The organism is Qipengyuania rhodophyticola (genome assembly GCF_042493225.1).
In the GTDB taxonomy this organism is placed as follows: Bacteria; Pseudomonadota; Alphaproteobacteria; order Sphingomonadales; family Sphingomonadaceae; genus Erythrobacter.
Window position 1 is genome coordinate 65,866 of record NZ_CP170454.1, and the last position, 18,552, is coordinate 84,417.

Consider the following 18,552-nt stretch of genomic DNA (forward strand, 5'->3'; position numbering starts at 1 on the left):
AGCGGCCCTTCTTTATCCAATAAGCGTGAAGCTTAGTCCTTGAGGAAGTCCGGCATGGACGCGCCGCCCTCATCAGAACCGCCGCCATCACGGCCTCCGCCACGGCCCCCGCGATCACCGCCGCGGCCACGGCCACCGCCACGTGGGCGACGATCACCACCGCGACCGCCGCCGCTGCGTGGCTCGCGTGGTGGGCGAGTGTCTTCGAGCTCTTCGCCAGTTTCCTGGTCAACAACGCGCATCGACAGGCGAACCTTGCCGCGCTGGTCGATTTCGAGAACCTTGACCTTCACTTCGTCGCCTTCGCTGACGACGTCAGTGACTTTCTCAACCCGCTCATTCTTCATTTCAGAGACGTGGACGAGACCGTCCTTGCCGCCCATGAAGTTCACGAATGCTCCGAAATCAACGATGTTGACGACCTTACCATTGTAGATTTTGCCAACTTCGGCCTCTTCCACAATGCCCTCGATCCAGGCCTTCGCCGCAGCGATTTCATCCGCGTTTGAAGAGCTGATCTTGATCGTGCCTTCATCGTCGATGTCAACCTTCGCACCGGTTTCAGCGACGATCTCCCGGATGACTTTGCCGCCCGTGCCGATGATGTCGCGGATCTTCGACTTGTCGATCTGCATGGTTTCAATGCGCGGAGCATGCTTGGATACTTCACCGCGTGAAGAGCCAAGTGCTTCGGTCATTTTGCCCAGGATGTGCGCACGGCCAGCTTTCGCCTGCTCCAGCGCCTGTGCCATGATTTCCTGCGTGATGCCGGCAACCTTGATATCCATCTGAAGGCTGGTGATGCCTTCTTCAGAACCCGCGACCTTAAAGTCCATGTCGCCCAAGTGATCTTCATCACCCAGAATGTCGGACAGCACGGTGAAGTCTTCGCCTTCAAGGATCAGACCCATCGCAATGCCGGATACTGGACGCTTCAGCGGAACGCCTGCATCCATCATCGACAGCGATCCGCCACAAACTGTCGCCATCGAGGACGAGCCGTTGGACTCGGTGATGTCTGACAGAACGCGGATGGTGTATGGGAAGTCTTCAACCGTTGGCAGCACAGGGTGCAGCGCGCGGTAGGCGAGCTTGCCGTGGCCGGTTTCGCGGCGGCTGGTGAAGCCAAAGCGGCCCACTTCGCCGACCGAATAGGGCGGGAAGTTATAGTGCAGCATGAAGTTGTTGTATGAGAGGCCTTCCAGCCCATCAATCATCTGCTCAGCGTCTTTAGTGCCCAGCGTTGTGGTACAGATCGCCTGCGTTTCACCGCGGGTGAACAGCGCCGAACCGTGGGTGCGGGGCAGCAGGCCGACCATCGCCTCAATCGGGCGAACTTCGTCGGTCTTACGGCCATCAATACGCTGACCATCCTTTAGGATTGCCTTGCGAACAATGTCGCTTTCCAGCTTCTTCACGAGCTTGAGGCGGCCCATATACTCAGCCGGATCGCTCTCTGCGAGGTCAGCATAGTGATCGCGCGCCTTTTCGCGCGCTGTATTCACCGCATCCTGACGGGCAGATTTGTCAGTGATCTTATAGGCGGCTGCCAGATCATCACCGATAACGCCGCGCAGCTCTTCGAGAGCAGTAGTCTTATCTTCGACCGGATCGAGTTCCCACGGATCTTTCGCAGCTTGTTCAGCGAGATCGATGATCGCGCCGATAACCTTGCGGCTTTCCTCGTGAGCGAACATCACCGCGCCGAGCATTTGCTCTTCGGTCAGTTCTTTCGCTTCGGATTCCACCATCATCACCGCGTCTTGTGTCGCAGCGACAACGAGGTCGAGATTGCCTTCGTCACCAAGCGCGTCTGTGACGGTTGGGTTGAGGACATATTCGCCGTCATTGTTATAGCCAACGCGCGCTGCGCCGATTGGGCCCATAAATGGCAGGCCGCTGATGGTCAGAGCAGCAGAGGCTGCGATCATCGCAAGGATATCTGGCTCTGTCTCGCCATCATAGGACAGAACCTGACAGATAACATTGATTTCGTTGTAGAACCCTTCTGGGAACAGCGGGCGGCACGGACGGTCGATCAAACGCGAAGTCAGCGTCTCTTTTTCCGTTGCGCGGCCTTCACGCTTGAAGAAGCCGCCGGGGATCCGGCCAGCTGCAGAGAATTTTTCTTGATAGTGAACGGTCAGCGGGAAGAAATCTTGGCCTTCCTTGACGCTCTTGGCGGCGGTCACGGCGCAAAGCACCACGGTTTCGCCATAAGTGGCCAGCACTGCGCCGTCTGCTTGACGGGCGATCTGACCGGTTTCGAGAGTGAGGGTTTTTCCGCCCCATTCAATCGATACGGTTTTCTTGTCGAACATGTATTTTCCTTTTGAACCCGCGTGACGCCTGATTGCGTGGCGGGGCCTCTTGTTTCCGGGTGTACCGGCCCGGGCCGGGGTGGAGCCTCATTGGCTCCGATGGTCCTGTCACCGGATTGCGACAGGTTCCCAATGGACAAAGGGCGACCATCTGGCCGCCCCTTGAAAACTCTTATTTACGCAGACCCAGTTTCTGGATCAGGGCGTTATACCGCTCAACGTCTTTCTTCTTGAGATAGGCGAGCAGGTTACGGCGCTTGTTCACCATCATCAACAGACCCCGACGGGAATGGTTATCCTTGTGGTTTGTCTTGAAGTGTTCGGTGAGGTTGCGAATACGGGTTGTGAGGATCGCGACCTGGACTTCTGGCGAACCGGTGTCGCCTTTGCCCTGTGCGTTGTCCTTGATGATTTTGGTTTTTTCTTCGGCTGATACCGACATATCTGTTCTCACTTACTTAGCGACATCGGGTAGGTTGAAACCCCTTACGACTTTCGCCGTCCCATCCTCAATTTCCATTAGCGCAACGGGGACAGTGTCCAACGTCGCACAATAGAGCCCAGATGGTTGGGGCATTCCGGAAAGGACCCGGCCCTGACGGACCGCCTGCGCGCTTTCCAGATCGAGATTGAGGGCCGGGATGTCGTCCAGCCCCGCCTCGAGCGGCAGGGTTAAGTCTTGCAATGGCGCGCCACTAGCGATTTCATTGAGTTTGTCCAGCGAAATCGACTGGTTTTCGGTGAACGGGCCGGCCTTTGTTCGCCTTAGGTAAGTGACGTGGCCAACTGTTCCAAGTTCGCGGGCGATATCGCGGGCGAGCGAGCGGATATACGTGCCCTTGGAAACATGGGCCCGAAGCATCGCCCAACGCGCCCCATCTGGTTCCTCCCCTTCAGCGACGTAGGTTACCTCGTGGATCGTAACGCGCCGCCTAGGAATCTCCAACTCCTCGCCAGCCCGGGCTCTTGCATAGGCACGCTTACCATCAATCTTTATGGCCGAGTACGCAGGCGGGACCTGTTCGATCTCACCTTCGAAGGAGTGCATTACCTGCTCGACGTCCGCGTAATCGGGTATGTGGTTCGAGCGCTCCACCACCTCGCCCTCAGTATCGAGCGTGCTGGTCTCCTCGCCGAACTTGATGGTAAATTCGTAAATCTTGCTCGCATCCAGCATCCGGCCTGCGAGCTTCGTCGCCTCACCTAGCGCGATGGGTAAAACGCCCTCGGCAAGCGGGTCAAGCGTGCCGCCATGCCCGACTTTGGTTTTGGCATAGCCGCCCTCGCGCAGGTTGCGTTTCACCGCGGCCACAGCCTGCGTCGAGCCAAGCCCGCGCGGCTTGTCCAGGATGATCCAGCCCGAAAACGGTATTGGCGGCGCGGGTTTGAGGCTGCTCATGCACGCCCGGTTAGGGGCTTACCCAAACCACCTCAAGTGGCTTGCGGCACCGGCTCAGCTCCGCCCAGCGAAAATTGCGGGGTTTGTCCAAACACTAGCTTGTTCATCACCAGCGCAGTGACAATCGAGAGCACCAGTGTCACCGCCATGCCGTGAATGTAATGCGCAGGCTCCCAGACCATGCTCCAGAAACCGTAGAACGCGACGCCCGTGACCACGCCGATCATCGCCGCGCCCGCCTTTACATTCTTGAACAGTAAACACACCGCAAATGCTGACAGGATAGGCATGGACAACAAACCATAGAGCTGTTGCACTGTATTGATCAGGCTTTCCTGGCTCGCGAAAAATGGCACCAGCAAGAGTGCCAGCACCGACATCGCAATTGAGACAATTGCGCTCAGTTTCGCAACCGAAGTTGGCCGGTCAACATAGGCTTCATGAATGTCGCACACGTAAAGCGCGGCGCTAGCGTTGAGGATGGAATTGAAGGTGGTGAGCACCGCCGCTGCCAGCGCCGCGGCAAACGCTCCCGAGAGCCAGACAGGCAGCACATCGCCAACAATCCGGCCGTATGCTGCATCGCCAACATCGCCGTAGAGCTTGTACGAAACTATACCGGGAATGACCACAATCGCAGGCACGATCAGCAGGCGAATACCCGCTGCAGTGAGCACGCCCTTTTGTGCTTCCTTGATGTTGGGCGCAGCCATAGCACGCTGTGTAATCGTCTGATTGGTCGACCAGTAGAACGTCTGGATGAAAATCATTCCAGTCAAGAGCGTATGCCACGGGATCGGACTGTCATTTGCCCCGATAAGGGTCAGTCGGTCCGCCGGAATGCCGGAAAGGTCAAAGTCAATTGCTTGCAGCGCGAGATAGACCACCAACAAAGCCAGCCCAAGGATTAGCACGCCCGAATAGGTATCAGACACCGCGACCGCTCTCAGCCCGCCAAAAATGGCATAGCACGCCCCGACAATGGCAAGGGTTACCGACACGATCAGCAGGTTCTCCAACCCCGTATCCAGCCCGACCATTGAGAGCAGGAAGAGCGATCCGCCATAAAGGATCGCAGGCAGGAAAATGAACAGATTGCCGAACAGAAACAGCACGCTGATTAGCGCGCGAATATGTTTGTCATTGTACTTTTTCTGCAGCAGCTCAGTGGTCGTCGTGCAGTTGTTTTTGTAATAGACTGGCAGAAACACGAATGTCAGGATCAAAAGGCCTGCAACGGCGGCAAATTCCCACCATGCGAGCAGTGCCATCTGATTGCCGTTCATCCCAATCAGCTGATCGGTAGAGAGGTTCGTGAGCGTGATCGAACCGGCGATAAAGTACCATTTGAGCCCGCCGCTCGCGAGGAAGTAGTCCTTTTCGCCCGAATGCCTTTCATCCAGCTTGCCGCGACAATGCATGTAAGTGGCAAAGGCGATCAACGCGGTGATACCCACAAACACGCCTATCTGAACCGGATCAGTCATACTCTTATTTTCCTCTCGCCCGAACCGCGTGTCTGCGCAATGATAACAGATTTGTCCAACCTCGATTTGAGGCCGGGCAAAAACGCGCAAAAAAAGAGGTGGTCCGCCCCTAGGTCAGGGAAGTGAACCACCTCTTCAATTCGTGCCGGATCAATCCCCCGAAAGTCCGACACGATATAAGTCTCTTCTATCGCCTTCTTAGAACTTGGCGCGAACACCCGCGGTGTAGCGAGCGCCAGTACGCAGATATGTCAGCACCCGGTTGGGGAAGCGTGAGAAGTCGCGTGTGTCTTCATTGAGGACGTTGAGACCCTCGACAAAAACCTGGAACTGATCGGTCAAGTCAAAGCTCGCCGAGAAGTCCAGCTGCCCAAAGCTCTCCCGCTGACGCGGTTCGCTTTGCTCGGCGTTTTCCTGCACGAGGAAGCCGTCACGATAGTTGTACGAGACTCGCGCAGCCAGTGGGCCATTTTCATAGAATCCAGTGACGTTGAACGTGTGCGGCGTGAAGCCGTTGAAGCCCAAATCACCCGGAGGCGCATTGTCCTGCGTCGAGTTCACATAGGTGTAGTTGATGATACCGCCAAAGCCGTTGTCAAACGTCTTCTGGAAGGCGATCTCTGCCCCGGTGATCGAACCGGACAGGCCATTACGCTGACGCGTATCCTGGAAGTCGAGGTCGAGTACCGTATCAACGGTCACACCTTGGTTGCCAGCGGGCCGGATCACCTGACCCGGTACCGAGATAGTCGATTCCTCGAGGAAACCGCCCAACTCTTTGTGGAAGCCAGCGACACTGAAATAGCTGAGATTATCGAAGTACCACTCAAAGGTGATGTCGAAATTGTCGGCTTCAAAGGCTTCAAGTAGCGGGTTACCGCCGCCGCTGAGCGGGGCATCGGAGCGTCCGCCAAAGGTGTTGGCCACACCCAGCGCCGTCAGCGTCGGGCGAGTCACGGTGCGTGCATAGGCCAGACGGACAATAATGTCGTCCGCTGGCTCAATCTTGAAATTCACCGATGGCAGGAAATTCACATAGTCATTCGGCACTGAGACGGGCGAAGATGCACCGCGCGTCACGACAAGCTGCGTATCACCGGCAGACTCGCGGATCTCGATGACCGGCGCATCAACACCGCTCGATAGAACATCGGTGAATGCTACGCGGAAGCCTACATTGGCAGACCATGGCAAATCGCCGCCAAACTCGCCTTCCCAAGCGGTGTTGAAGTACGCTGCGTATATCTGCTCTTCGACTTGAAAGCTGGATTCGGCATTAAATGTCGGCGTGTAGATGCCAAAAGTTGGATCAATGCCTGGGCCATTGAGGTAAGCGAGCAACTCTGTTGTCAGCCCGCCGGTCCGATCTGGATTGTTGATATTTGCTGGATCGTTGAGAACCGCAAACGCATCCGCAAAGCTTGCATTGAGGATGTTGGCCGGAACAAGCTCCGCTCCAGGAACACCGCTCAAGAACCCATCGAATGAGAACTCGCTAAGGATCGAGGTGTCAAACGGCACGGTGTAACCACAGAAGGCACAGAAGATGTTGCCTGCGCCCAACGGACCTTCGCCATCTGGATCGGCGAAGTTATCAAACACGTCCTGAGTTTTTTCGCGATCAGTATAGATACCGCCAAAAGTGATGTTGCGCAGCGGCCCGCGATCCACTTCCCAATCGCCATCAAGACGGATTTCGAATACTTCGTCTTCAACGCGCGTCCGATTGACATTCACAAAGTGCAGTCGCTGGATATCGCGATTGGTGAAGTCAGAATCGACAATGTTAGTGATCGTTGAAATGCCATCGTCGCGGGTCGAGTCGATGAAGGGTGATGTCGGTGCGAGAGCGCCCAGAACTACAAATGGGTTCGTACCATCGCGTGTCGCACGCGACCATGAAATGTCAGCGACAAAATTGAGCGCATCACTGGCTTGGAAATCGAAGTTTCCGCCAAACGCAAACGTCTCCGCATCGCGATTGTTCGAAGTCAATACATTGTCATTCTGCGAGAAGCCCACGTCGGTATCATTTGGCTCCGGCGTTGCGCCAGCATCAGGTACACCCAGAAGAGGGTTGCGCGCACGGAAGTCCGCGCTGGGGCGGAAGAAAGATACAACCGTGCCGTTCGCGTCCAGCTGTGGATCGATGAATGGAGGGCCGAAGAAGCCCGAGAACTGCGTATCAAACGAGTCGATTTCGAACGATGAGTAGAGCCCGTCAAATGTCGCGGTGAAGCGATCAGAAGGCGCAAATTGCACGGCGCCATTGAGGGTCAGACGCTCGCGGTCTTGAATGTCGCGGCTATAGATAACCTGCTGCTGCAAGCGCGCGCCCTCAGGCAAGGCCCCGATATCGGTCGCATCTAGATCGGTCGATGTTTCCGGCAGAAGGATGGCATCATTACCGCCGCGCAGGATAAAGCCGTTGGTCAGGTTGCGGTCAAACTGCGCATTACGCTTGTTATACGAAGCGCCAAACAGCGCACCGACGGTTCCATTCGACCACGACACAACGCCGCTAATATCTGCGCCAAATTCTTCGCTGAGATTCTCATAGATGCCTGCTGCGGACAGCGACGCATTGAAGCCGAGGCGATCAAGAGGCTTCGCGGTTTGAACATTGACCAGGGCGCCGATGCCCCCTGATTGAAGCTGCGGAACAGAGGTTTTGTAAACCTCGGCGGTTTGAATGATGTCGGATGAAAGAACATCGAATGAGAATTCGCGGCCTGGGTTGTCCGTCGCCAGCGTACGGCCATTCAAAAGAACCGCGTTGAACTCAGGGCCGAGGCCGCGAACAGTGATGAACTGCCCTTCACCGCCAGACCGGTCAATCGCAACACCTGTGATACGCTGAAGCGATTCAGCGACGTTGTTATCAGGGAACTTGCCGACATCTTCCGCCGAGACCGCGTCAACTACGGCAGCATTGTCGCGCTTTAGATTGATGGAGTTTTCGAGGCTAGCCCGGATCCCGGTCACTACGATTGCGTTTTCTGGTGTGCTGTCTTCAGCAACATCTTCGCTGCCTGCTTCTTGAGCAAGGGCTGGTTGACTGGCGACCAGTGCAATACCCGCGACGGACGCACTAAGGGCGGTGTAAAATTTCGAGTTCATTTCTCTCTCCCAAATCTCGCTCGCTGTCACGCGACCGATCTCTCTCCCATGGGCTGCCGTTACAAAAGTTCATAATCCATGGCTGGTTTGGGTGAGAAATGTGTTTTTTGGGAAGAAATAGGCAAACAGGCCGATAGTATGGCGTTTTTGCCGCAGGATTTCCGAAGGTCAGCAAGGTCACACCATAAAGGTCAGCCTATTTGTCCCAAATCATCTAAGCTAACCGGATTTTGCCGAATTCGAGCCCGAAATTCGGATGGCGACCAGCCCACTTTCTTACTGAACTGTCGGCTGAAGTGATACTCATCGCAAAACCCCAACTGCGCCGCGATCTCGCGCATTTTGAGATTGTCGTGAGCGAGCAGATCGCATGCTCGTTCCATAATGAGGCTGGACCGATATTTACCCGGCGATACGCCAGAAAGTCGCCGGAACTTCTTGCGAAACGCCTCATATCTCTCGCGCATGGCGCTCGCCGCATCCTTGGCATCGGCATGCGTTTCCAAAGCCGCTTTTGCATCTGCAAGCCAGCGAATATCCTTCTCAAGATCGCGCCTGCCAGCTTCCTGTATTTCAGCCAGAAGCTCCTGCACTCGAATCGCCTCACGCAAGTAATCCTCCTCGGTCCGCGCTTGGCCCGAGCCAATCAATGAGAGGATCCGCTCACGCCAAAAATCCATCGGATTGAGATTGATAACCGGCTTATTGCGATCAAAGCAGCCGCTATCGCGCCACATATCGAACACGGGGCCCTCGAACACCAAATAGAACTCATCCCAAGTATCGCCCTTGGCTGGGCCATACCAATGCTCCAGCCCCGGAAAGACGAGAATGGCATCACCCGCGGTCACCTTGCGCGATACGCCATTGGCATCGCGGTAACTGCCTTGTCCGCGCACCACATAGACAAGCGTGTAATGCGGTAAGACCCGCTTGCTCGACAGCACGCCAATCCCGTCTTTCAAAAAGCACGCAATCCGGATACCGCCGAGCGGCGACAATTGGAGGTTCTGTTTGTATATCTTTTCTTGCCACATACTGGCGTTCATATGTGCTTAGAGGGATTCTACCAAATTGTGCATGCTTTACCAAAACAACCCTTCACATAACGGGCTAACTCATGCTCAAACGCGGAATGGGGACAAGGCTATTGGCCTTGCTGAAGAGAGTGAGTCACTGACATGAACGATTCGGTGAATTCGGGGCCGCGTACTAGTGAGCGCATTGATATGGGCGACGAAGTTCGCACAGAAGCGGCGAGGCATGAGCCAGCGCCCGCTGACGCGCTCGAGACCAGTCCAGCCAATGCAGCGGATTTCGTATGCCTTGAGACAGCAGAAACACAGATTTTCCTGGAAGCGGCCTTGGGTGAGCGCCCTCGCGTGATTTATAGCGGTCCGTCAATTGGCAAGGTGAGCCCTCAAGAACTTGCCCTGCTCAGCACCAAGCAACACGCACCGGGCAGCGCCAATGTCCACTTGCGCGGCTCACTCCTCAATGAGCTTGGCACAGGTATCGCCGGTCCCTCGGGCTTTAAGGCACACCGCAATGGCACTGGTTTTGCTGCCGATTTCCGCGTCACCTCAGTGGAGAAACTCGGCGAGCATGCAATCATCTTGCATTGCAGCGACCCAAATACGCAAATCGACGCACAGCATCATTTCGCGCTAACACCTTCGAGTAGTATTTTCACCGCTAAAACCACCATCATAAACCGGTCGAGCGAGCCGCTATCGGTGGAGTGGTGCAGCGCCTTGTGCCTGCCGCTCGATGATCGCCTCGACAAATTGTTTGGCTTCACCGGCCGCTGGGCAGCAGAATTTCAAATTGAAGAAATCGACTTGTTTCGCGGTTCTTACATGCGCGAGAACAAAGCTGGCCGCACGAGTCATGACAGCTTCCCCGGCCTCCTCGCTGGGACCAAATCCTCGAGCGAGACCTCGGGACTTGCGGCGAATTTCCACCTTGGCTGGAGCGGTAACAACCGCGTGCGTGTTGACCAGCATCAGGACGGCCGCACCATCTTGCAAATGGGTGAGTTCTTGTTCCCCGGTGAGATCCAGCTGGAACGCGGCGAAGCTTATACGACACCGGAAATCACGGCCGTCTGGTCGCTTGATGGCTTCTCTAATTGCACGCAAAGATTGCACAATTTTGTTCAGGATGAACTGCTCGATGCGCGCGGGCTAAATCGCCCTCGCCCGGTTCACTACAACACATGGGAAGCAGTCTATTTCGACCACGCGGAAGAACGCTTGATGCAGCTAGCCGAGCAAGCGAGCGCGGTCGGTGCAGAGCGCTTTGTGCTGGATGATGGCTGGTTCGGCGGGCGCCGCCATGACAAAGCCGGGCTTGGCGATTGGTGGGTTTCTGAAGAGGTCTATCCGCAAGGCCTGCACACATTGGCCAGCCGCGTGCGCGAGCTGGGCATGGAATTTGGCCTGTGGTTCGAGCCAGAAATGGTCAATCCGGACAGCGACTTGTTTCGCGCACATCCGGATTGGGTACTCCATGCCGATGGTGTCGAGCCCGTCCCGTTCCGCAATCAGTTTACACTTGACCTAACGAAACAGGCGGTATTCGATTATCTTTTCGACAAGATGACCGCGCTCATCAGCGAATATGATATCGCTTATATCAAATGGGACATGAACCGCGACACAAACCATCCCGGCAGCGGCAATCGCGGCGCCATGCATCAGCAAACCAAGGCGGTCTATTGCCTGATGGAGAAGCTGCGAGGGGCGCATCCCAAGCTTGAAATTGAAAGCTGCTCATCTGGTGGCGGACGCGTCGATTATGCGATTTTGCGCCATACTGACCGCTTCTGGGCATCGGACAATAATGACGCCCGCGAGCGTCAATCAATCCAGCGCGGGGCAAGCCATTTCTTCCCGCTGCGCATCACCGGAAGCCATGTCGGCCCGCGCAAATGCCACATCACTGGGCGCGTGTTTTCTATGGAATTCCGGGCGGCCAGCGCCATGTTCGGGCATATGGGCATGGAGCTCGATCTGCTCGATGAGAGCGAGGAAGATCGCGAAATCCTGCGGCGAGCAATTGCCTTGCACAAACAGCACCGCGCGCTGATCCATGGCGGTGATTTCCACCGGCTTGATGCGCCCAAATACTTCAACGCTGTTGGCTGCGTTGCTCCGGACAAAAGCGAGGCTTTGTTTTCCTGCGCGCAGCTTGACCCTGCGCCGATGACACTGCCTGCCCGCATTCGTTTTGCCGGTCTTGATCCAGATCGCAGCTATCGCACCAAGCTGGTTTGGCCCATGCGCAACACGTCAATCACGGAGCCTTCAATCATCGATCAGGCCAATCTACTTGGCGTGGGAAGCACGTTTCAGGCGCGTGCCCTGATGGAGCACGGCATACAAATGCCGCTGATTTTCCCAGACACCTGCCTGATTTTCCATTTGACCGAAGCGTAAGACGCGTGAGAACGCCGCAATCATGAGCACGCAAGAGACATTCGACCTGCTGATTATTGGCGGCGGCATCAATGGCGCAGGGATTGCCCGCGATGCGGCGGGCCGGGGCCTCAGCGTGTGTCTGGTCGAGAAAGATGATCTGGCGAGCCATACTTCTAGCTCTTCGACCAAACTGATCCATGGCGGTCTGCGCTATCTGGAGCATTACGAGTTTCGGCTTGTGCGCGAGAGCCTGATCGAGCGCGAGCGCCTGCTGAAAGTTGCGCCGCATATCGTCTGGCCGCTGCGCTTTGTCTTGCCGCATGACAAAGGCCTCAGGCCAAGCTGGCTGCTGCGCCTCGGACTTTTCATGTATGATCATCTGGGTGGGCGCAAATTGCTGCCAGCGACCCGGACGATCAATCTGCGCGAAGAACCGCATGGGAGCTTTCTGGAGGATCGGCTGGTCACAGGCTTCGAATATTCGGATTGTTGGGTCGAGGACTCGCGGCTGGTGGCGCTCAATTGCGTCGATGCGAAGGAGCGCGGCGCAGATATCCGCACGCGAACCGAGTGCGTTGGATTGCAGCGTGAAGCGGAAAGCTGGACCGCGACCCTGCGCGGCGAAGCGGGCGAAACTCAAATCCGGGCCAAGATGGTCGTTAACGCGGCTGGTCCGTGGGTCGATGCCGTGCTGGGCCGCGCGATCCCGCGTGAAAGCCATGAGAACCTGCGCCTGGTCAAAGGCAGCCATCTAATCTTCCCCAAGCTGTTTGATGGGGATCATTGCTACATCTTCCAGAACAAGGATGACCGGATCATCTTCGCGATCCCTTATGAGCGTGATTTCACGCTAGTCGGTACCACTGATCAGGGGTTTGAGGGCGACCCAAGCGGCATTGATATTTCACCTGAAGAAGCGACATATATCTGCGATGCGGCCAATGAGTATTTGCGCACCGACATTACTCCAGATGAGGCCGTCTCAAGCTATGCCGGGGTCCGCCCGCTTTATGATGACCGTTCAGCCAACAATTCGACTGTCACGCGCGATTATGTCTTTGAATTGGAAGACCGCGATGAGGCGGGCAGCGCAGCACCGCCGATCCTGTCGATCTTCGGCGGCAAGATCACAACCTATCGCAAGCTTTCCGAGCATGCGCTCAAGCGGCTTGGGTTGGGCGATACCAGTTGGACAGTGGATGCGCATTTGCCCGGCGGTGATATTGACCCGATGGCGTTTGACGCATTCGTAAATGATCTAACCGCGCGGTATGACTGGCTGCCGGATGTAATGACCCTGCGCCTGGCAAGAGCATACGGCACACGGATGCATGATGTGCTGGCTGGCGCGCAGGGCATCAATGATCTGGGCCCGCATCTTGGCGGCAACTTGTACGAGGCCGAACTGCGCTATCTCATGGAGCATGAATTTGCGCGTGATGCTGAAGACGTGCTGTGGCGACGCAGCAAGCTCGGCTTGCATTTGACCAAGGCCGAACAGCAAAACGTGCACAATTGGTTCGCTGCTGAGAAAGCCCCCGCATGAGCGAGAATGAAACGCTCGCGTGGAGGATTGCGGGCCGCGAGGTTTACCGGCGCAGCCACAAGAAGGCCGATGGGCGCATGCTGCATCTCTATGGCGAGCAGCCGCACACTTCGCCGCTGCAATCCGAAAGTGCGGACCCAATTGCGCAAGGGGGCGAACTGCGCCATCACCCGCTGCGGCAAGAGTGGAATGTCTATGCGGCGCATCGGCAGAACCGCACGTTCAAGCCCGCCGCGAGCGACGACCCGCTAGCTCCAACGCGGCCCTGCGGCCCGGAAACCGAAATTCCGTTTGAAGACTTCGAACTGGCGATCTTCGAGAACAAATTCGCCGCCTTTCATCCCAGCGCTAGCAATGCTGCCGCGCTGGAAGGGATCGCAACTGAGCCAGCTAAGGGGGCTTGCGATGTCGTGGTTTATGCGCCCGAAGCGGAGGGAAACCTCCATTCCATCGGGCAAGATCGCAGGCGCGTGCTAATCGCGGCGCTGCTCGATCGGTATGAAGCGCTGTTTGCGCAGGGATGCGAATATGTGATGCCGTTTGAAAATCGCGGCGATGAAGTGGGCGTCACCCTGCATCACCCACATGGGCAGATTTACGGATTTAACCGCGTACCCGAGGTTCAGAAGCGGGCGGCTGACGCTCTTGCCGGAGGCTATGATCTGGCGGCAGAAATCCGCACCGCTATGCCCGATTATGGAATAGGCGAACGAGGCGGGATAGCCGCTTTCGTCCCGCGCTTTGCGCGCTTTCCCTATGAGGTGTGGCTTGCTCCTATGGAACGGCGCGCAGGCCCATGGGATTGCACGGATGAAGAGCTCGAAGGCCTCGCCTATTGGCTCGGCGAGATCACCCGGCGTTATGATGCGCTGTTTGAACAGCCCGCCGCAACAATGATGGCCTTCCACGCCGCGCCCAAAACCGGATCGGACAACTACCACTTCACAGTTCAGTTCTACCCGCTGCTGCGCGCAAAGGGGCGGGTCAAATATCTCGCCTCGGTCGAGCAGCATAGCGGCGTCTTCACAGTCGATGTGATGCCCGAAACTGCGGCTGAGCATTTGAGAGCGGTTAAGAATGGCCAAGTATAATGGATAGCGTGCGCGCAGTCTCTCCGGGCCGGGTCAACCTGATCGGGGAGCACACCGATTACAATGGCGGTATGGTCATGCCCGCCGCGCTCTCTGTCCACCTTGAGGCGGAGCTTACCCCGCGCGAGGACGATATCGTCCGGATCAGCGCAGAACCCTTCGGCATGCTGCATGAACGCACTCTTGAGGACCCCGCAAAAGATCATTGGTCAGACCCGGCGGTTGGCGCATTGCGAGAGGCGCGCGCACTGGGCCTTATTGGCCATGGCGCTGACTTGCTGATCGCATCGACCATTCCAGCGGGAGCAGGCCTGTCATCGTCTGCAGCGCTCATCGTGACTGTTCTAAAAGCCGCGCGCATGCTCGCTAAATCAGACATGTCAGACACCGAAATAGCGGTCGCTGCACGGCGCGTTGAGACGGATTACATCGGCGTGCCCGTCGGCATTATGGACCAAATGGCGGTTGCCATTGCGCAGCCGGGTGAGGCCATTGCGCTCGACACGGCAACGCTGGATTATGAACTCGTCACTTTGCCAAAAGGCTATTCGATTGAGGTCATCCACTCCGGCGTCACGCGGCAACTTAGCGATGGCCGCTATAAGGAACGCAAGGAAGAGTGCGATGCCGCGCGTATTGCCTTTGGCCGCGATGATATCTGCACGCTCAACCCGGCCAAGATAGCTGAAAACACCGAGGTGAGCGATGTCATTCGTCGCCGCGCACTACACTGTGCCACAGAACATCGCCGGGTGAAGGCGGCCGTCGACGCATTGGCCGGCGGTGATATCGCGACGTTGGGGGCGCTGATGATCGCCAGCCATACATCCATGCGCGATGATTTTGAAATGTCGGTGCCGCTGATTGATGCGCTGGTTGATGATGCGGTTGCGCTAGGCGCGGTCGGGGCGCGGCTGACGGGCGGCGGCTTTGGCGGCTGCATTGTGGCCTGCGTGGCCGAAGATCAGAGGGATGGCTGGCTCGAAGGGCTGCTCGTCAAGCACCCAGAGGCGCGCTTTATAGATCGGATCGCCCGTGCCACCTGAGGCGCTTAACTGCTAAATAATCCTGCAAGGCTAATGTATTTGCTCATTGCCCAATTGACAGGCGGACCGATGGTATTTTGCAGCACGCCCAGCTCCGGCGCGAACCAGGTCACCGCGATAAGGCCGACGAACAAGATCATGCCGAAGGGACGAATTTTCTCATACAAATGCACATAGCGGCGCGGCATCAGCCCCTCGACAATGTGCGAGCCATCAAATGGCGGGATCGGCAAGAGATTGAATATGCCGAGGAAAATGTTGATCAGCAGAAAATAGAACAGCCCCTGCGCGAGCGGCGCGGCCTCGCCTGTGATCGCGCTGTCTGTGAGAAAGACTTCCTCGCCAAGGCCCAAGATACCGATTGCGATTGCCCCCACGGCGGCCAGCAGAAAATTCATCGCAGGGCCTGCTGCGGCGACCGCCATCATGCCAAAGCGCGGGTCATCCAAGCGGTTTTTGTTGACCGGCACCGGTTTCGCCCAGCCGAAGATCGGCCCGCTCATCAGAGCCAGCGCGCCGGGAACCAATATCGTGCCAACTGGGTCGACATGACGCAGCGGATTGAGGCTCAACCGTTTGCGTTCTTTGGCGGTAGGATCGCCCAAAGCAAGCGCAGCCCAACCATGCGCCACCTCATGGAAGACAATCGCCACAATCAGACATGGGATCAGGACGAGAGCAAGCGAGAGCGTATCAGACATGATGTATAGATAGGCAGCCGAACGCTATCCCGCCAGTGCCTTACCCCGCGAGCGCCCGGCTAAAATGCTTGCGGCACAGCGCAACATAGCGATCATTGCCGCCAATCTCGGTTTGCGCGCCTTGTTTGACCGCATCCCCGGATGCATCGACACGCAAATTCATCGTGGCTTTGCGCCCGCAATGGCAAATCGCTTTGAGCTCGATCAGCTTGTCAGCAACGCCCAAAAGCGTCGCCGAGCCGGGAAAAAGCTCGCCCTGAAAATCAGTCCGCAGGCCGTAACACAGGACCGGAATGCCCGCTTCATCGGTAAGCCGCGCGCATTGCCATACTTGCGCTGTACTGAGGAATTGCGCCTCGTCGATCAGCACGCAGTCGAGCGGAGCATCCTCATGCTCGGCCAGAACATGTGCTTCAATATCAGTGTCCGCCGCAAACCTGTGCGCATCGCTGGCTAGGCCAATGCGCGAGCTAATCGCGCCAAAACCTGGCCGGTCGTCAAGCGCCGCCGTCCACAGCGACACCCGCATATCGCGCTCTCGGTAATTGAACGCAGTCTGGAGCAACGTCGTGCTTTTGCCGGCATTCATGCTGGCATAATAGAAATAGAGATTAGCCATCGCTGAGCGATGATAGGCGCTTGCCGCGCCCGACGCCATGACGCCAGCTCCAAACATTCACAGGCCTATCAACAGCCATGCCCGAAGCGCCATTCAGAGGGCAGACAGACATAAATGGCGATGCTAACACGGTGGCAAATACCATTTTATGGGATGAGTGAATGACTAAGGCAGCGACTGAAGCACCGCAGGCACCCAAGCAGGGCGGCATTCTTGGGTGGATTGAGCGGAGCGGTAATAAGCTGCCCGATCCGGTGTTCCTGTTCTTCTGGCTGATCGCGGTCCTGGTACTCATTTCGATTGCGGCGAGCCTTGCTGGCCTTTCCGCCGCGCACCCCACTGAAATTGATGAGAGCACGGGCAGCGCTCTGATCATTACCGCTGAAAGCTTGCTGTCTGCGGACAATATCAAACGGCTTTGGGTCGATATGCCGACCACTTTCACGCACTTCCACCCCTTGGGATATGTGCTGGTCGTGATGCTGGGCGCCGGTGTCGCGGAGCGGTCTGGCCTATTTGGAACAGCTATGCGGGCAGGTGTCCGCGGTGCGCCGATCTTCCTCCTCACGCCAATAGTCACATTAGTGGGCATGCTCGGCAATCTTGCGGCGGACGCAGCCTATGTGGTCCTCATCCCGCTTGCCGGCATCATCTTCCACGCGGCCGGTCGGCACCCAATTGCTGGGATAGCCGCGGCATTTGCAGGCGTATCTGGCGGCTTCTCGGCCAACCTCGTACCCGGGCAGCTCGACGCATTGCTGTTCGGCATAACCGAGGCGGCGGTTGAGACGGTCTTCGGCGATTTCACCGCGAATATTGCGGGCAATTGGTTCTTCATCGCCGCAATGACTTTCGTGTTCCTGCCCGTGATTTGGTATGTCACTGACCGGATTATTGAACCCCGTTTGGGCACATGGAACCCTGCGCTTGCGGGCAATGCGGTGTCACCAGAACAGCAGGGCGAAGTTGCCGACGGCGATCGCCCGTTGACCGAAGGCGAGCGCAAGGGCCTTCGCTGGGCTGGTCTCGCAGTTCTATTTGTAGTCGCGCTGTGGCTCTATTTCACTTTCGGGCCGGGTACGCCTCTGATTGATGAGGAAGCCTCTGATGAGGCCCGCCTAAACCCGTTTTACCAGAGCCTCGTTGGCGGCTTCTTCATCCTCTTCCTGCTCGCTGGCTGGGCTTATGGAAAGGCCGCCGGCACAATTGGCGACCACCGCGACCTTGTTAAAATGATGGCCGGCGCGATGGAGGATCTTGCCTATTACCTCGTCCTCGCCTTTGCCGCCGCGCATTTCGTTGCGATGTTTGCATGGTCAAATCTCGGCCTGATCCTCGCGGTCAATGGAGCGGATTTCCTCGGCAGCAGCGGTTTGCCCGCTTGGGCTCTACTTGCGGCGATCATATGCGTATCGGCCTTGCTCAACATCTTTGTTGGCTCAGCAAGCGCGAAATGGGCACTGCTTTCACCCGTGCTCGTGCCGATGCTGATGCTGCTCGGGATCACACCGGAAATGGCCACGGCGGCTTACCGCGTGGGTGACGGCGCAACCAACATCATCACCCCGCTTATGGTCTACTTCCCGCTGATACTGATCTTCTGCCAGCGCTGGCAGAAGGACTTTGGCCTTGGGTCTCTTGCGGCGACTATGCTGCCTTATTCTATTGGACTGCTCATTGCTGGGTTGGTCATGACAATCGGCTGGGTTGTGCTCGACCTTCCGCTCGGCCCGGGCGCGTCGGTATTCATGGAGGTTCCCAGCACCGTCACAGCGGCACCGGCTGAGTAAGGCACGCACA

Annotated in this window: 13 protein-coding genes; 5 read left to right on the forward strand and 8 right to left on the reverse strand. The window is 57.1% G+C overall.

The genetic code is table 11. The annotated features are described in order from the left end of the window. Positions 1-32: 32 nt before the first annotated feature. From pnp to ACFCXQ_RS00360, 6 genes are all read right to left on the reverse strand, one after another. Positions 33-2,321: a polyribonucleotide nucleotidyltransferase gene (gene pnp, locus ACFCXQ_RS00335; protein WP_379551979.1), complete on the reverse strand. Its 2,289-nt coding sequence runs from the start codon at positions 2,319-2,321 to the stop codon at positions 33-35. Positions 2,322-2,493: 172 nt separating this feature from the next. After that, entirely contained in the window at positions 2,494-2,763 is a 270-nt protein-coding gene (rpsO, locus tag ACFCXQ_RS00340) for a 30S ribosomal protein S15 (protein WP_379551981.1), read from the reverse strand. A gap of 12 nt (positions 2,764-2,775) precedes the next feature. After that, positions 2,776-3,720 carry a tRNA pseudouridine(55) synthase TruB gene (gene truB / locus ACFCXQ_RS00345; protein WP_379551983.1) on the reverse strand — a complete coding sequence of 315 codons (945 nt, stop codon included), beginning with the start codon at positions 3,718-3,720 and terminating at the stop codon, positions 2,776-2,778. A gap of 32 nt (positions 3,721-3,752) precedes the next feature. Continuing rightward, on the reverse strand, positions 3,753-5,207 hold the full coding sequence (locus ACFCXQ_RS00350) for an SLC5 family protein (protein ID WP_379551985.1): 1,455 nt from the start codon (positions 5,205-5,207) through the stop codon (positions 3,753-3,755). A gap of 198 nt (positions 5,208-5,405) precedes the next feature. After that, positions 5,406-8,327, reverse strand: coding sequence for a TonB-dependent receptor (locus ACFCXQ_RS00355; protein ID WP_379551987.1), 2,922 nt, complete (start codon positions 8,325-8,327; stop codon positions 5,406-5,408). Between the two features lie 191 nt (positions 8,328-8,518). Next, positions 8,519-9,364, reverse strand: coding sequence for a helix-turn-helix domain-containing protein (locus ACFCXQ_RS00360; protein ID WP_379551989.1), 846 nt, complete (start codon positions 9,362-9,364; stop codon positions 8,519-8,521). A gap of 144 nt (positions 9,365-9,508) precedes the next feature. Between ACFCXQ_RS00360 and ACFCXQ_RS00365 the strand changes: the two genes are divergently transcribed. From ACFCXQ_RS00365 to galK, 4 genes are read left to right on the forward strand one after another with little or no spacing between them, the layout of a single operon-like run. Further along, positions 9,509-11,767, forward strand: coding sequence for an alpha-galactosidase (locus ACFCXQ_RS00365; RefSeq protein ID WP_379551991.1), 2,259 nt, complete (start codon positions 9,509-9,511; stop codon positions 11,765-11,767). Between the two features lie 22 nt (positions 11,768-11,789). Further along, positions 11,790-13,295, forward strand: a complete 1,506-nt coding sequence (gene glpD, locus ACFCXQ_RS00370; RefSeq protein WP_379551993.1) for a glycerol-3-phosphate dehydrogenase — start codon at positions 11,790-11,792, stop codon at positions 13,293-13,295. Further along, on the forward strand, positions 13,292-14,386 hold the full coding sequence (locus ACFCXQ_RS00375; RefSeq protein ID WP_379551995.1) for a galactose-1-phosphate uridylyltransferase: 1,095 nt from the start codon (positions 13,292-13,294) through the stop codon (positions 14,384-14,386). The genes glpD and ACFCXQ_RS00375 overlap by 4 nt, the downstream gene beginning before the upstream one ends. Then, positions 14,386-15,432, forward strand: coding sequence for a galactokinase (gene galK, locus ACFCXQ_RS00380; protein ID WP_379551997.1), 1,047 nt, complete (start codon positions 14,386-14,388; stop codon positions 15,430-15,432). Before ACFCXQ_RS00375 ends, galK begins: the two co-directional genes overlap by 1 nt. A 5-nt stretch (positions 15,433-15,437) precedes the next feature. Here the strand turns inward: galK and ACFCXQ_RS00385 are convergent, their stop codons facing one another. Further along, positions 15,438-16,133 carry a site-2 protease family protein gene (locus ACFCXQ_RS00385; RefSeq protein WP_379551999.1) on the reverse strand — a complete coding sequence of 232 codons (696 nt, stop codon included), beginning with the start codon at positions 16,131-16,133 and terminating at the stop codon, positions 15,438-15,440. Positions 16,134-16,173: 40 nt separating this feature from the next. Further along, positions 16,174-16,752: a thymidine kinase gene (locus tag ACFCXQ_RS00390; RefSeq protein WP_379554689.1), complete on the reverse strand. Its 579-nt coding sequence runs from the start codon at positions 16,750-16,752 to the stop codon at positions 16,174-16,176. A 161-nt stretch (positions 16,753-16,913) separates the two neighbouring features. Here ACFCXQ_RS00390 and ACFCXQ_RS00395 point away from each other — a divergent pair, with 161 nt between their 5' ends. After that, positions 16,914-18,542: an AbgT family transporter gene (locus ACFCXQ_RS00395; protein WP_379552000.1), complete on the forward strand. Its 1,629-nt coding sequence runs from the start codon at positions 16,914-16,916 to the stop codon at positions 18,540-18,542. Positions 18,543-18,552 lie beyond the last annotated feature (10 nt).

Bases quoted from the DNA above. Each gene is read 5' to 3' on its own strand.
- pnp (WP_379551979.1), bottom strand. From the start codon at position 2,321: ATGTTCGACAAGAAAACCGTATCGATTGAATGGGGCGGAAAAACCCTC.
- rpsO (WP_379551981.1), bottom strand. From the start codon at position 2,763: ATGTCGGTATCAGCCGAAGAAAAAACCAAAATCATCAAGGACAACGCA.
- truB (WP_379551983.1), bottom strand. From the start codon at position 3,720: ATGAGCAGCCTCAAACCCGCGCCGCCAATACCGTTTTCGGGCTGGATC.
- ACFCXQ_RS00350 (WP_379551985.1), bottom strand. From the start codon at position 5,207: ATGACTGATCCGGTTCAGATAGGCGTGTTTGTGGGTATCACCGCGTTG.
- ACFCXQ_RS00355 (WP_379551987.1), bottom strand. From the start codon at position 8,327: ATGAACTCGAAATTTTACACCGCCCTTAGTGCGTCCGTCGCGGGTATT.
- ACFCXQ_RS00360 (WP_379551989.1), bottom strand. From the start codon at position 9,364: ATGTGGCAAGAAAAGATATACAAACAGAACCTCCAATTGTCGCCGCTC.
- ACFCXQ_RS00365 (WP_379551991.1), top strand. From the start codon at position 9,509: ATGAACGATTCGGTGAATTCGGGGCCGCGTACTAGTGAGCGCATTGAT.
- glpD (WP_379551993.1), top strand. From the start codon at position 11,790: ATGAGCACGCAAGAGACATTCGACCTGCTGATTATTGGCGGCGGCATC.
- ACFCXQ_RS00375 (WP_379551995.1), top strand. From the start codon at position 13,292: ATGAGCGAGAATGAAACGCTCGCGTGGAGGATTGCGGGCCGCGAGGTT.
- galK (WP_379551997.1), top strand. From the start codon at position 14,386: ATGGATAGCGTGCGCGCAGTCTCTCCGGGCCGGGTCAACCTGATCGGG.
- ACFCXQ_RS00385 (WP_379551999.1), bottom strand. From the start codon at position 16,133: ATGTCTGATACGCTCTCGCTTGCTCTCGTCCTGATCCCATGTCTGATT.
- ACFCXQ_RS00390 (WP_379554689.1), bottom strand. From the start codon at position 16,752: ATGGCTAATCTCTATTTCTATTATGCCAGCATGAATGCCGGCAAAAGC.
- ACFCXQ_RS00395 (WP_379552000.1), top strand. From the start codon at position 16,914: ATGACTAAGGCAGCGACTGAAGCACCGCAGGCACCCAAGCAGGGCGGC.